This window comes from Haloplanus salinarum (assembly GCF_009762275.1).
Classification (GTDB): Archaea; Halobacteriota; Halobacteria; order Halobacteriales; family Haloferacaceae; genus Haloplanus; species Haloplanus salinarum.
The window spans coordinates 1,085,522-1,099,182 of the sequence record NZ_CP034345.1 but is presented as its reverse complement, the minus strand read 5'-3'; the positions used below and the strand labels follow the sequence as shown (position 1 = coordinate 1,099,182).

Genomic DNA, 13,661 nt, shown 5'->3' with positions numbered 1-13,661 from the left:
CTCCGAGCGTTCAGACCAACCCTTCGACGTGAGTCCCTGCCTCAAGAACGGTTTCGTCGTCGAAGTGATTTCCGACGAGCATCAACCCAACCGGAAGATCATCCACAGGGACGACAGGAACACTGAGAGCAGGGTGGCCAGTCCGGTTGAATGCACAGGTGTTTGCAAGGTTGACGAGCGGCTCATGCAGACGTCGCTCCCTGTCCCACTCGGAGACGTCCTGCGGAGCCGTTTGAAGCGTCGTGGGCATAGCGAGAACGTCACAATCTGATAGCGCTTCGTTGTACTTGCGCTCCAGTCGGCTCCGTAGATTCATCGCTCTGGTGTAATACGTGGAGTGGTGGGATTCACTCATGAACTTGCCGAGCAGGAGAATGTTCTTCACCTCCGGCGGGAACTCGTCCGCATGGAGTCTGCGGGATTTGCCGAATGCATCGGCCCAGCCCTCATCGTACCAGCTTCGGTGGTGATGACCCAGGCCCTCCCCTTGAACACTGGCGTAGACTCCCTCGGCGATACAGGCGAAATGAATCGCTGCCGCATCGGCGTGTAACGGTACGGATATCTCCCGCAAGGTAGCGCCAGCATCGGACAACTCATCTAGAGCACCGCGGACACTCTCCTCAACTCTCCCGTCCAGCTCCTCGTGGGCGAACCCTTCCGAGAGGACACCGATCGAGAGATCCGTCAGTTCGCCGTCGAGATGTCTTCCGTACTCCTTGCTCGGGACCGTGGGTGGCTGCCGAGCATCGTTCGGGTCTTTCCCGGCAATAGCTGTCAATACTTGGGCAGCATCGGCGACTGTCTCGGTCATCGGCCCGAAATGATCGATGCCCGTCTCCAATCCGACCCCACCGGTGTATGGAACGAGACCGAAAGTTGGCTTGAAGCCGACTACGCCACAGTGAGCGGCCGGTATTCGGATACTACCACCTTGATCACTACCGATCGCGGCATCGGCCTCACCGGTCGCAACGACGACTGCACTTCCCCCACTCGATCCACCAGCCAAATGATCGTCGTCGTGCGGATTGTACACCGGACCGAAGGCGCTGGGATACCCTCGAATGGTGAAGGCCATATCGTCCATGTTCGTCTTGCCGATGATCGTCGCCCCCTCATCGAGTAGTCGGGAGACCACGGTGGCATCGATATCGGGCGTATAGCCCTCGACGACCCTCGAAGCGCACGTCATCTCGACTCCGGCAACCGCGGCGTTATCCTTGATAGCGATGCGCCACCCCGACAGCGTTCCCCCAGTTTTCTCCGAGATTTCACATCTCGTTATCCATGCATTGTTCGGGTTCTCTCCGGGTGAAGGACGGGACCCGGAGCGTCGCCCCGTCTCGACCCGATTCGTTTCTGGAACTTGGGGACCGTGGGTCCGGAGTGTCTCGTATGTCTCAAGCGAGTCAGCGATCAAGCGCTGAAACTGCTCGGCCTCCGACTTGGAGAGATCGAGCGAGAGGCCCCGACCCAGTTCCATGATTTCGTCTATCGATGGGGGACGAATTCCCATACCATGGACACACATTTCCACTTTATTATAATTATGCGAGAGACGAACCCTCCGACGACAAATCCCCGGTGGTCAACGCGACTGCCCCACTGCCATCTCATCCCGCCAGTAGCCTACATCGCCCATAATAACCGACGGCGAGGTCAACTACGGAATATGTATGAAATACTATATTAGATCATACCTACCGGTCGAAACGCCTCGGATAGTTAGCACGGTTGCCGGTGTCCCCGACTTCTGGGACGGACCGCTTGCGACTAGTATCGACCAATCCGAACGGCACGGCCTCAGAGCCACCCGTCGAGGCGGTCGGCGAGCCGACAGGAGAGCGCCGCGATGGTGAGCGTCGGGTTCATCGCGCCGCCGGTGGGGAAGACGCTGCTGCCGGCGATCCAGAGGTTGTCGAGGTCGTGGGTCCGGCAGTCGGGCGCGACGACGCTCTCGGCGGGGTCGGTGCCCATCCGCGTCGTCCCCATGTGGTGGAAGGCGGGGCCGGTCGCGTCGGGACCGACCACCCAGTCGATTTCGGCGTCGAGTTCCTCCAGGATGGCCACCTGCACCTCGTTCGCCCGCTCGATGGCCGCGCGGGTCCGCTGGCCGATCGACCACCGGACCTCGGGGACCGGGTTGCCGTGGTCGTCGGTCGTCGAGCGGTCGAGCGTGATCCGGTTCTCGGCGTCGGGGAACTGCTCGACGAGGCCGCCGACCGCGAGGTGGGTGCCGTAGGATTCCCGCAGCGATTCGAGGAGGGCGTCGCCCCAGTCGTCGGCGTCGAGCGCCTGGGTCACGGGCGAGGGGCCGGCGTAGTTGAGGAACTCCAGTTTGACGCCCGGGAGGGGGTCCGTACCGTCGTAGAGGGCGTGACACTCGGTGGTGTTGAACCCCACGTGGTTCTGCCGAGTTTCGCGGTCGATCCGGCCGCCGGCGCCGGCGAAGCAGTGGTCCATGAAGTACCGCCCGACGAGACCCGAGGAGTTGGCGAGGCCGTCGGGGTAGGACTCGGAGGCCGAGAGCAGGAGGAGGCGGACGTTCTCGACGCCGCCGCAGGCGAGGACGACCGCCCGGGCGTCCTGTCGGTGTTCGGTCCCGTCCGGGGTGGCGTAGACGGCGGCCTCGACACGCTCCCCGGCGTCGTCGTGGACGAGTCGCTGAACCGGCGCGCGGTCGATCACCCGGGCGCCGGCCGCCTCCGCGCGGGCGACGTGGCGCTCGGCGGTGTATTTCGCGCCCGAGGGACAGACCGGCTTGCAGGTGCCGTAGCCGACACACGCCGACGCGCCGTCGTAGGGTTCGGAGTTGCGGGCGTTCGGCACCGAGTGGGTGGGGAGGCCGAGCGACTCACAGGCCTCGGCGAAGATGGCGTCGCTGTGGGAGGGCGGGAACGCGGGGAGGGGGAACGGCTCCTCGCGGGGCGGGGCGAAGGGGTTGTCGTCGGCGCCGGCCACGCCGAGTTCGCGTTCGGCCTCGGCGTAGTGCGGGCGCAGGTCGGCGTAGTCGAGGGGCCAGTCGGCCCCGACGCCGTGTCGGGACCGCATCGCGAAGTCGCGTTCGTGCAGGCGCATCACCATCCCCTGCCAGTGGAGCGTCGACCCGCCGACGCCTTTCACCCGCGCAGCGTTCAGCGGGTAGTCCCGCGGCCCCTCGGTGGCGTAGGCGTCGCGCTCCCCGCCCATGCCCCAGAGCCCCTCGACGCCGGGTCGCAGGTGGGCGTCGAGTTGCTCCTCGCGGTCCGCGAGGTCGAACCGCGGTCCGGCGTCGAGGACGACGACGTCGTGGCCCGCCTCCGCGAGGCGGGCGGCGACGATGGCGCCCGCGGGGCCGGCGCCGACGACGCAGGCGTCCGCGCGCGGCGCTGGCGTTCGATCGGCCGCCGCGTCAGCCATGGTCCTCCATCCCGGCCCGGCGGTAGCTCTCGGTTCCGCCGGGGTGACCGATCGGGTTCTCGATGCCGACCAGTCGACCGCCGGTGGGCGACGCGTAGAAGGCATAGAGCAGTTCGTTGACGACGTAGAAGCGAACCCGGCCGGGGATCCCGCCGTTCGGGTCCGGATCGCTCGCGTCGACCCGGAGGTCCCTGAGCATGCCGTCGAGGGTCCCGGGGTCGAGTTCCGTCAGGGGCGTGTCGAACCAGTCGCGGGCCGTGGCGTCCAGTTCCGCGGCCGCGTCCACCACGCCGGCCCGTCGTTCGTCGTCGTCGGCCACCCGGCCGGATACGTACGTCTCGACGAAGTCGTCGACGCCCGTCGCGGCGTCGGGATACACCACCTCCGCGACGGCGACGAGCGTCGCGAGGGCGTCCTCGGGGACGTCGGCGTCGGCGGCCGTCGCATCCGCGGACTGATCGTCGTCGAGGAGCGTGCGTCCGACGGCGACCGCTCCGCCGGTCGCCGCCAGCGCCGCGACCGCGTCCCGCCTGGTCAGGTCCATCGGGACGGGAATTAGGCAGGCCTAAATTTATGGCTTGCCTTCCACTCTCGCGGACTGTGGCTCAGTCCCGTCGAACGGTAAACGAGAGGGTTTCGACGCCCTCGACCTCGACTTCCACCTCGTCGCCGTCGGCGAGGCCGCCGACGCCCGAGGGGGTCCCCGTCGAGATAACGTCGCCCGGTTCGAGGGTCATGTACGTCGAGATCTCCTCGATCAGCTCCGGCACCGTGAAGATGAGCTGTGAGATGTCGGAGTCCTGTTTCGTCTCGCCGTTGACACGGAGTTTCACCTCGGCTTCCTCTGGCAGGTGTTCGGGGTCGGCCACCACGGGGCCGAGCGGGGCGCCGCCGTCGAAGGCCTTGCCGCGCACCCAGTTTTGCTCCTGGCGCTGGTCGTCGCGGTTGGAGATATCACAGACGACGGTGTACCCCGCGATCACCGACTCGGCGTCGGCGGCGTCGACGTTCCGGCACTGCTCGCCGATGACGACGCCGAGTTCGGCCTCCCAGTCCACCTGCTCTTTGCCCGCGGGCAGGGTGATCGTATCGCCGTGGGCGGCCACGGTGTTCGGGGGCTTCAGGAAGAGCATCGGTCGGTCCGGGATCTCCATCCCCGTCTCCTCGGCGTGATCGGCGTAGTTGAGTCCGATACAGACGATCTTCGACGGTTCGCAGGGCGGGAGGACGTCGACCTCGTCGAGGGCGTAGGTTTCGTCGGCGAAGCTGACCGCGTCGCCGTGCCACTCGCCGGTGCGGACCATCCCTGCGGGGTCGCGGAATCTGACCTGTCGCATGGAGGGCGCTCGCCGGCCGACGGAATAAGCCTTCCCCGTTCGATCGGTGGGTAAGATTGACGGTCGCTTCCCGACAACTCCCCGACGCAATGGAACTCACTTGGCACGGCCACTCCACGTGGTACGTCACGGTCGACGACACGTCGCTGTTGATCGACCCCTTCTTCGACAACCCGCACACGTCGCTCGATCCGGCCGACGTCCCGGCACCCGACTACGTCCTGTTGACCCACGGCCACGCCGACCACGTCGCCGACGTGGGCGCGTTCCCGGACGCGACGGTCGTCGGAACGCCGGAGCTGACCGGCTGGGTCGCCGACGAACACGGCGCCGGGGACACGATCGGGATGAACCTCGGCGGCACCGTCGAGTGTGGCGACGCCTACGTGACGATGCACCGCGCGGATCACACCAACGGGATGATGACCGACTACGAGTACAGCGCCGGCACCCCAGCCGGGTACGTCGTCGGCGACACCGAGCCGACCCAGGAGACCGACGAGGACGCCTTCGCGTTCTACCACGCGGGCGACACCGGCCTGATGACCGAGATGCGCGACGTGATCGGGCCGTTCCTCGAACCCGACGCCGCGGCCCTGCCGGTGGGCGATCACTTCACGATGGGCCCGGCACAGGGCGCCATCGCCGCCGACTGGCTCGACGTGGACCACGTCTTCCCGATGCATTACGACACCTTCCCGCCGATCGAGATCGACGTGAGCCGGTTCGAGCGCGAGGTCGCGGCGACCGGCTCCGACGCCGACGTCCACGTCCTCGACGGCGACGAGAGTCACACGTTCGAACGGCCGTACGGCGACGGGTGAGCGCCGCCCGGATCCGGGGAGGGATAGTATTTAGACGCGGCGGCGCCTTTCGGACGGTGGCATGAGCGATATCGAGACCATCACCGTCAGCGAGGAGGGCTTCGCCTGCGTCAACCAAGTCGGCGACTTCGAGTTCACCGTCGACGCGACCGACGAGGAAGGGCCGAACCCGAACGCGGCGCTCGTGGCGACGTACGCCTCCTGTTTCCTGCCCGCGTTCCGCGTGGGCGGCCAGCAGCGGGATCACGACGACCTAGGCAAGATCCAGATCGACGCGGACGCCGAACTGGACGACGAGGACGACCTCGCGTCCATCGAATTTGCGGTCCACGTCGCCGCCGACCTCTCCGACGAGGAGTTCGACGAGATCGTCGCCCGCGCGGAGGACATCTGTCACGTCCACGCGGCGCTCCGAGAGGGCCTCCAAGCCGATATCGAAGTGTACGGCGACGCCTTCTGAACGGCGCCGCCGCTGGCCGTACGGTGTGGTGACGCGGAGGAGTTCCGTCAGCGGCGGTACCAGCGGTAGCTCATCGCGCGCCCGTCGACGATCACGACCTCCCGATCGTTCGTCGCCGGCGGGCGTTCGGTATCGTCGTCATCGTCGTCCGGCCGCTCCCGGAAGACGTACGGGCTGTCGTTCGGTGGCATATGTCGTGGTAACGTGCCACACGCAAATAAAGCTGCGTCAGACACGGCGCGAATCCCCCGTTTCGGCGCCCGCCGAGACCGCGGGTCGACGACGGCTCCGTCGCCCGGCGGGCGTCGGATCGTCGCTTCCGGGTCCGCATCAGCCGAGGATCCGGTCGACGTCGGCCAGCGAGTCGAGGACGTAATCCGGCGAGACGTCGCTCTCGGCGATGTCGTCGTCGTCGCTGACGCCGGTGCGGACGAGCGCCGTGGTCATGCCCGCACGCTCGCCGAGGGCGATGTCGGTGTCGAGGCGGTCGCCGACGACCAGACACGACGAGGGCGACACTCCGAGGCTGTCGCGGACGATGCGAAGCGCCGGCTCGGAGGGCTTGCCGAGGACCACGTCCGGTTCGCGGCCGACGACGCCGGCGACGGCGTTGATGATGGCACCCGACCCGGGGAGGTCGCCGCCGGCCGCGGGGATCAGCATGTCCGGATCGGTGCCGACGAGTGGCACGTCCTCGTCCTCGCAGGCCCGGAGCGCGGCACAGAGGCGGTCGTAGTCGAACGACCGATCGATCGAGAGGACGACGGTCTCGGCGCGGGAGGCCTCGTCGACGACGGTCAGTCCTGCGTCGGTCAACTGCTCGACGAGCGCCGGTTCGCCGACGACGAAGAGCGCGTCGTCGGCGTGGCGGTCGGTGAGGTAGGTGGTCGTGACCGTCCCGGCAGTGACGATCTCGTCGGCGTCGACGTCGAACCCCGCCCGACCCAGGCGTTCGGCGTACGCCGGCGGCCGCTTCGTCGGATTGTTCGAGACGAACAGCCGCCGACAGCCCGCGGCGGCCAGTCGGTCGAGGCCCTCCGCCGCGCCGGGGATCGGCTCGTCGCCGCGCACCACGGTCCCGTCCACGTCGAGGACGACGCCACGATAGGTCATCACGCGGGGTTGGAACCCGAGGCAGTTGAACTTCGCGCTCGGCCTGAACGCCGTTAACGATCCGTTAGGTGTCACAAGGCGTCATTAGCTAATGGGATACCCCTAGTGGACTGGCGTAACCAGAAGGGACGACCGATCGTCCCGATCCGGGAGAGCAATCATGGACGGTAACTTCGAACTCACGAGACGGCAGGCCTTCGCCGCCCTCGGCACCATCGGCGTCGCGTCGGCGGGCGCCGGTTTGGGAACGAGCGCGTACTTCAGCGATCAGGAGACGTTCGAGAACAACCAGCTCACCGCGGGAACGCTGGACATGAAGGTGGCGGCGACCGAGCACTACTCGGACTGGTCCCCCGACGAGGCGGAGTACGCCGGGATGGCGTCCGACGAGGCAGCGACGGACATTCGCCTCCCACCGGGTGGGGACCAAGCCGACGCCCGGGACATCGCGATCGACGTCGACGGCGACAACTACGCGAACTTCTTCGACGCCATCTCGACCGACGGGGACGGCGACCCGTACAACCGTGTCAACGGCGGCGTGTCGGCGGCGACCGACGGCCTCTGTGGCACCGAGAGCGACGCCGACGGCCCGGTGATCATCGACATCTCGGACGTGAAGCCCGGTGACTTCGGGGGCGCGCAGTTCGCGTTCGAGCTGTGTGACAACCCCGGATACGTCTGGCTCACCGGTGGGCTGGACTCGGCGAACGAGAACGGCGTCACCGAACCGGAGGCCGACGACCCCGACGAGGAGAGCGGCGTCGTCGAACTCCTCGACGCGATTCAGGTGACATACAGCGTCGGCCCGATCAACGGCGACCCGTCGGGCTTCGAGGACACCGACGCGGGCTTCCAGCCCGTCGAACAGTACACTCTCCGCGAGTTCTTGGCGACCCTCGACGGCGACGGCATCGCGCTGGACGGGGATATCGACGCCGAGGTCGGCGGCGGGACCGGCGAGCAAGGCTGTTTCGCCGGCAGCCTCGACGACGGATCGGCGGTTCACCAAGTGAGCGTCGTCTGGTGGCTGCCGATCGACCACGGCAATCAGGTGCAGTCCGACTCCGCGACCTTCGAACTGGGCTTCTACACCGAGCAGTGCCGCCACAACGCGGGAGAAACCGACCTCGTCGCGTACTACCCGTTCGAGAACAGCGCCGACGACCTGAGCGGGAACGGGTACGACGGGTCGAACAGCGGCGACGTGTCGTACACGAGCGGGCAGGTCGGACGGGCGGCGTCGTTCGATGACGGAGACGCCGTTACAGTCACCCATGACGGATCGCTCACCGACCTCGCGGACTTTACCGCGTCGGCGTGGTTCCGATCGACAGAAGACGGTCGGAGGGATCAGGTCGTGTTCGGAATCCGGCAGGGATACGAAATCGTCTTCGATTCGGCCGGAGGACGAACTTCGTCCGACAATTCGCTATGGTGGGCCATCGATAACGGTACCGGCGACTGGGCCGTCAACGACACCGGTGCGGGCCCCCTCACGCTCGGCGAGTGGCATCACGCTGTACTCGTACAGGATACCGATGACGACGAGGTTCGAGTCTACGTCGACGGGTCACTAATCGTCACCGACGATGGGACTGGGGCGGTCAACTCGACGACGGGTGATCTCGGGATCGGATCTCGCGGCGATGGGTTCGGGCAGTTCGTGGGCGATGTCGACGACGTCCGCATCTACTCCCGGGCCCTCTCGGCGAGCGAGGTGCAGTCCATCTACGATTCGGCCTGACCCCCCCTCACGGAACCAAAGAGCCATTTGGACGCCGCCCTACCTTCCGGTACCGTGACGAACACGCAGCTGACACTCGTTCAGATCGACAACTACGGGCCGTGGACGGTGACGCCGGAACCGCGCCGCGAGATGGACCTCCAGACGCTCCAGTCGCGCCTCTTCGCCGACATCGCGCAGTTCGTCGGCTACCGGGGCGGATACGCCTTCTTCACCCGATTCGACAACATGGTCGCGGTGACGAACGGCTTGGACGCGGCCGACCACGAACTCCTTCAGGAGTCGATGGGGAACCGCTATCCGGTCACTCTCAGCCTCGGCGTCGGCGTCGATCCGAACCCGGCAGTCGCGCTGGAGCGGGCGACCGAGGGCCTCCAGGGTGCCGGAAGCGCACAGGACGGCGACCGGCGCGAGGTCCTCGTCGGCGAACCGATCGACGACGGGAGCGACGACGTATCCATCGCCCACTTCGACGTGAACGACGCGACCGAGAAGTACACCGACCGACTCAACGAGTTCGACTCCTTCATCCAGATCGAACAGGGGTACGCGACGCTGATGCGCTACCTCCGCGAGGAACACGGTGGACTCTCCTTTTTCGTCGGCGGCGACAACATCATCGCCGTCACGCCCGAGATGACGTCCGACGACTACCGGAACGCCATCGACCACGTCGAGGAGGCCGTCGGCGTCGACCTCAAGGTCGGTGTCGGCCGTGGCGCCTCCGCTCACGAGGCGGGGATGGCGGCGAAACACGCCCTGGAGGAGTGTCGCCACCGTGGGACCGCGGTCGAGCGCGGCGACGTGACGGCGGACGGCGACGGCGAGTAGGTTACGCCTCGATGACGGCTTCGCCCACGTCGAAGTTCTGGGCTTCGAGCGCCTCTTCCATCGCCGTCAGCAGGCAGGCGACGTTCTGTCGACGCGCGGAGTAGCCCATGCAGCCGATCCGCCAGACGTCGCCTTCGAGGGCACCGAGACCGCTCGCGATCTCGATGTCGTACTCCTGCATCAGGAACTCGATGACGGCGGTGTCGTCGACGCCGTCCGGCACCTCGATGGTGTTCAGGCTGGGCAGCCAGTACTCCTTCTCGGCCGCGGGTTCGAGGCCGAGTTGCTGGAGCCCCTCCCGGAGTTCGCCCGCGACCTCGCGGTGGCGCTCCCAGCGGTTCTCCAGGCCCTCCTCGGCCACGAGGCGAAGCGCCTCGCGGAGCCCGTAGAAGTTCGTGGTCGGGGCGGTGTGGTGGTAGTTACGCTCGTCGCCCCAGTACTCCATGACGAGGTCGAGGTCGAGATACCAGGAGCCGGTGTCGGTCTCCCGGTTCAACACCTTCTCGCGGGCGCGGTCGTTCATCGTCAGCGGCGTCGCCCCGGGGGTACAGGAGAGACATTTCTGGGGGCTGCCGTAGGCGGCGTCGATGCCCCACTCGTCGAGGTGGAGTTCGACGCCCGAGAGGGACGTGACACAGTCCGCGAGCACGAGCGCGTCGTGGTCGTGGGCGATGTCGGTCAGCTCCGGGACGTTGGGCTGGCGAACACCCGTGCTGGTCTCGGCGTGGATGAACCCGAAGACGTCGGGCTGGTGTTCGTCGAAAGCGTCGGCCACGTCCGCCGGCTGGAGCGGCTCGCCCCAGGGGGCGTCGACGGTCACCACGTCGCCGCCCGCACGGCGAGCGAGTTTCCCCATGCGGTCGCCGAAGTACCCGTTCGTGGGGACCAGCATCGTATCGCCCGGCTCGACGAGGTTGCCGATGGCCGTCTCCATCGCGGCCGTGCCCGTCCCGCTCGTGGCCAGCGTCCACTCGTTGTCCGTCTGGAACGTGTACCGCAGCAGCTCCTGGATGTCGTCCATGATCTCCAGGAAGGCCGGGTCCATATACCCGAGCGCCTGCGTCGACATCGCGCGCAGGACACGGGGGGCGATCATGCTCGGGCCGGGACCCATCAAGATCCGTGACGGCGTGTCGAATTCGCTCGTGTCAGGTGGGCTCTTCATACCGGACCCGAAGGGCGAGCGGAATAAAAACCTGGGTGTTCGTGGCAATACATCGTCGAAGTTCGATTCGACGATTGCTACATGCAGACGTTTCACGTGGTGGCAGGTGTCATCCCCACCGCGCCCACGCGAACCGCCAGCCGAGCGTCAGAACCGCCACGACGACGTAGGCGCCGATCAGCGAGGCGAGGAAGTAAAGCGCCAGTCGCACGGGCGGCATGGCCTCCGCGGAGACGGCGGCGCTGACGCTGTAGGCGAGAGCGAGCGCGTGATGGTACCAGTCGAACGGCCAGGCCGACTCGCCGCCGTCCGTCGGGTCCGGAAACGACTCCCCGTCCGGTGGTGCGGACATACGTCCGCGTCGACGGCCCGCGTGAAAAGCGGCGGGGCCACGCGCCCGACGCGACCTCCCACAGGAACTTTGGCGACGCCGCGCCAGCGCCTCCCTATGGACCGCCGCGCGTTCCTCGCTGCTCTCCACGTCGCTCTGCTCCCTGCCGGCTGTCTGACCGCGCCCGACGGTGGCGGCGACGCCTCGACTACCCCCGACGGATCGACGGCGACGCCCGAGGGCGACCGTACCTCGTCCACCCCCGATTCCGACCGGATCGCCATCGTCGTCACCAACGGCCGTGACGCCACCCTCGACGTCACGCTGACTGTCACGAGCGACGGCGACCGCGTGTACCGCGGGACCGTCGCCGTCGGCGCGGGCGCGCGACGGACCGTCGACCCCGGCATCGATCGGACGGGTGCGTACGAACTGACCGTGGCGCTCCCCGACGGGAGCGAGTCCGTTCGCCCCTTCGACGTCGAGGAGTACGACCGCCGGACGGGGGCGAACCTGATCGTCGAAATCGGCGAGCGGATTCGGATCCTGATGGAGGAGTGATCGACCGGCGGTTCGTCGTCGCTATTCCATTCGAGACTGATCCGAGGTTGGGGGGGTTGTGAACTCCTCCTCTGGAAGAGATATCTGTTCCACTCCTCTCGGTAGTCCGGTGATAACGTAGACGATCAGGGGGCGCAAAGTGCAAAAATAGTAACATTTATAAATATGATCTAATTAACATGTAGCCATGAGTGAACTTGAAACCACAAAAGAGTTCACAGGAGAAATGGGATTTACGTTCTTTGTCGCGGCCTTTTGTTGTCTACCGTACGGAATTTATAATTACTATTCAAACAGGGAAGAGAGAGTGATCTGCCCGGAGTGCAGGGAGACGGCCGACATGCAGGCATCGACATGCCCTAATTGTCAGGAAGATCTAGATCAGTACAAATAATGGATAATGCAAAACCCGCTAAAGAAACTGGTTAGAAAGGTCGGAAAAGAGGACCCGCTGCTGCTAGCGCATCATCCTACCTGCGAGTATTATTCCCATCATGTGGTCGAATTATACGGACAGAAGCTCTGTATGGGCTGCTTCATTGTGTATCCCGTTGGCTTTGTCTCCTTATTGGCTCTAATCGTATTGCGTTTGACTGTATTCAGCGAACAAATAGCGAATACAACGACACTCTCGTTGTATATGATCGGATTTCTGCTCATTTCACCAAAGGTTTTACTCAAAATCATCCCCGGGCGGCGAACGAGCTGGCAGAGAATATTGACAAAGGCTACATTAGCCGTCGGTTTGGCGTTTGTCACTCTTCCCTTCGTTTTCAGGCCGAGTGAGCGGGTCCTCACCCTGTGTTTGTTTTTCGGCTTCCTCATCCCCTACGTCGGGTACAAGGCCTGGACAGCGACTGACGACTGTGAGGGCTGCCCAGAAGCCGACGATTTCCCTAATTGCTCTGGCATGTCCTTCGATGGGACCTATACGTACTCCACAGACGATCAGGACCGGTAAAAATCACTCACTCCCGCTTAGCAACTCTGGGATCCACTATAGTAGCGATTGAAACTGTTTGCACAGCCGACCGTACGCAGTACTGGGATCGGCTGTGTGATGACTTTCAATCGCTACTATAGTTAGCAGTGGACACGTCAGGAAGAGAGCCGTGCGTACGTTTGGACGGCGCCGAACCGCTCGGCGAGCGGATGGCCCGCGACCTCCACCTCGACGAGGCGTTCGAGGAAGTCATGGAGAAACGCGGGCGGGCCGACATGCCCCCCGAGAAGGAGCTTCTGATATGGACGCTCATCCTCGCCGGGACGGTCGTGCTCTCGAAGACCGACCTGCCGGCGCAGGCCCTCTCGGAGGTGGGCGGGGATGCTTGACCGGGCAAAAGAGCGGATGATGCGCGAGGCGATGGGACAGGTGACGCCCTCGGAGACCCCCCGTCGCCCAGGCCTTCGCCGACGTCATCGCGAACATCGAGGCCCGGCAGATGGCCGCGGTCTCCCGGCTCGCCGAGGCCGCCGACGTCGACGGGGCCTACCTGGTCGCTCCTCAAGACGTCAAGCTTCCCGAAGCCATCAAACTCCTCGCGACGAACGGCCGCGGCAAGGTCCCGTCCATCCGGATCCCCCAACGACTCCAAGAGATCGACGAGGCAGTCATCTCCCGAAACAACGCGAACCTGCTCGGCGGTTTCGGGAGCGACCGTGATCGTGGGAAGCTCGACGCCGAGTACCCTGTAGAGGTGCACAACCCCGAGGCCGACCAAGTGCCGAACCTCCCCGCCGAACTCCATCACCCCGAGGACGGTCCCGTCCCCTGCAGAAGACCGAGGTTGACGGCGTGGTCCGGTCGAGCGAGTGGACCTATCGACCGACGAGGGCGAGATGGAACGGCTGGACTCGGCGAGCCTCGAGATGACGGCTAAACACTACGGC

16 protein-coding genes are annotated in these 13,661 nt (G+C 65.5%); 8 read left to right on the top strand and 8 right to left on the bottom strand.

The window, feature by feature from the left end; translation table 11 throughout:
* Positions 1–10: 10 nt before the first annotated feature.
* The 4 genes from EI982_RS06930 to EI982_RS06915 form a co-directional block, all read right to left on the bottom strand.
* The gene (locus EI982_RS06930) at positions 11–1,486 is read right to left on the bottom strand and encodes an amidase (protein ID WP_233255302.1); all 1,476 of its coding nucleotides are present in this window, start codon (positions 1,484–1,486) and stop codon (positions 11–13) included.
* Between the two features lie 320 nt (positions 1,487–1,806).
* Positions 1,807–3,402 (bottom strand): GMC family oxidoreductase, encoded by a 1,596-nt coding sequence (locus tag EI982_RS06925; RefSeq protein ID WP_157688829.1) that lies wholly within the window; start codon positions 3,400–3,402, stop codon positions 1,807–1,809.
* The gene (locus EI982_RS06920; protein WP_157688828.1) at positions 3,395–3,946 is read right to left on the bottom strand and encodes a gluconate 2-dehydrogenase subunit 3 family protein; all 552 of its coding nucleotides are present in this window, start codon (positions 3,944–3,946) and stop codon (positions 3,395–3,397) included. Before EI982_RS06920 ends, EI982_RS06925 begins: the two co-directional genes overlap by 8 nt.
* Positions 3,947–4,007: 61 nt before the next feature.
* Complete coding sequence (locus tag EI982_RS06915; protein WP_157688827.1) at positions 4,008–4,739, bottom strand: fumarylacetoacetate hydrolase family protein; 732 nt, start codon at positions 4,737–4,739, stop codon at positions 4,008–4,010.
* Positions 4,740–4,828: 89 nt separating this feature from the next.
* Between EI982_RS06915 and EI982_RS06910 the strand changes: the two genes are divergently transcribed.
* Together EI982_RS06910 and EI982_RS06905 are read left to right on the top strand one after the other, a co-directional pair.
* Positions 4,829–5,563 (top strand): metal-dependent hydrolase, encoded by a 735-nt coding sequence (locus EI982_RS06910; protein ID WP_157688826.1) that lies wholly within the window; start codon positions 4,829–4,831, stop codon positions 5,561–5,563.
* 61 nt (positions 5,564–5,624) lie between these two features.
* The gene (locus EI982_RS06905) at positions 5,625–6,023 is read left to right on the top strand and encodes an OsmC family protein (protein WP_157688825.1); all 399 of its coding nucleotides are present in this window, start codon (positions 5,625–5,627) and stop codon (positions 6,021–6,023) included.
* 47 nt (positions 6,024–6,070) lie between these two features.
* Here the strand turns inward: EI982_RS06905 and EI982_RS06900 are convergent, their stop codons facing one another.
* Complete coding sequence (locus EI982_RS06900; protein WP_157688824.1) at positions 6,071–6,214, bottom strand: hypothetical protein; 144 nt, start codon at positions 6,212–6,214, stop codon at positions 6,071–6,073.
* 139 nt (positions 6,215–6,353) lie between these two features.
* Positions 6,354–7,136, bottom strand: coding sequence for an HAD-IIA family hydrolase (locus EI982_RS06895; protein WP_157688823.1), 783 nt, complete (start codon positions 7,134–7,136; stop codon positions 6,354–6,356).
* Positions 7,137–7,296: 160 nt separating this feature from the next.
* Between EI982_RS06895 and EI982_RS06890 the strand changes: the two genes are divergently transcribed.
* Both EI982_RS06890 and EI982_RS06885 read left to right on the top strand, forming a co-directional pair.
* The gene (locus EI982_RS06890; protein WP_157688822.1) at positions 7,297–8,883 is read left to right on the top strand and encodes a LamG domain-containing protein; all 1,587 of its coding nucleotides are present in this window, start codon (positions 7,297–7,299) and stop codon (positions 8,881–8,883) included.
* Between the two features lie 54 nt (positions 8,884–8,937).
* Positions 8,938–9,714 carry a GTP cyclohydrolase IIa gene (locus EI982_RS06885; RefSeq protein ID WP_157688821.1) on the top strand — a complete coding sequence of 259 codons (777 nt, stop codon included), beginning with the start codon at positions 8,938–8,940 and terminating at the stop codon, positions 9,712–9,714.
* 1 nt (position 9,715) lies between these two features.
* Here EI982_RS06885 and EI982_RS06880 read toward each other — a convergent pair whose 3' ends face one another.
* Together EI982_RS06880 and EI982_RS06875 are read right to left on the bottom strand one after the other, a co-directional pair.
* A complete protein-coding gene (locus tag EI982_RS06880) occupies positions 9,716–10,879 on the bottom strand; it encodes a pyridoxal-phosphate-dependent aminotransferase family protein (protein WP_157688820.1) in 1,164 nt (387 codons plus the stop codon).
* A 109-nt stretch (positions 10,880–10,988) separates the two neighbouring features.
* Positions 10,989–11,231, bottom strand: coding sequence for a hypothetical protein (locus EI982_RS06875; RefSeq protein ID WP_157688819.1), 243 nt, complete (start codon positions 11,229–11,231; stop codon positions 10,989–10,991).
* A 96-nt stretch (positions 11,232–11,327) separates the two neighbouring features.
* On the opposite strand from EI982_RS06875, the gene EI982_RS06870 reads away from it, so the two are divergent.
* The 4 genes from EI982_RS06870 to EI982_RS06855 all read left to right on the top strand — a co-directional run bounded on the left by EI982_RS06870 (position 11,328) and on the right by EI982_RS06855 (position 13,651).
* Positions 11,328–11,771 carry an Ig-like domain-containing protein gene (locus tag EI982_RS06870; protein WP_157688818.1) on the top strand — a complete coding sequence of 148 codons (444 nt, stop codon included), beginning with the start codon at positions 11,328–11,330 and terminating at the stop codon, positions 11,769–11,771.
* A gap of 187 nt (positions 11,772–11,958) precedes the next feature.
* The gene (locus tag EI982_RS06865; protein WP_157688817.1) at positions 11,959–12,165 is read left to right on the top strand and encodes a hypothetical protein; all 207 of its coding nucleotides are present in this window, start codon (positions 11,959–11,961) and stop codon (positions 12,163–12,165) included.
* Between the two features lie 728 nt (positions 12,166–12,893).
* Positions 12,894–13,103, top strand: a complete 210-nt coding sequence (locus EI982_RS06860) for a hypothetical protein (protein ID WP_157688816.1) — start codon at positions 12,894–12,896, stop codon at positions 13,101–13,103.
* 110 nt (positions 13,104–13,213) lie between these two features.
* On the top strand, positions 13,214–13,651 hold the full coding sequence (locus EI982_RS06855; protein ID WP_157688815.1) for a hypothetical protein: 438 nt from the start codon (positions 13,214–13,216) through the stop codon (positions 13,649–13,651).
* Positions 13,652–13,661: the final 10 nt, after the last annotated feature.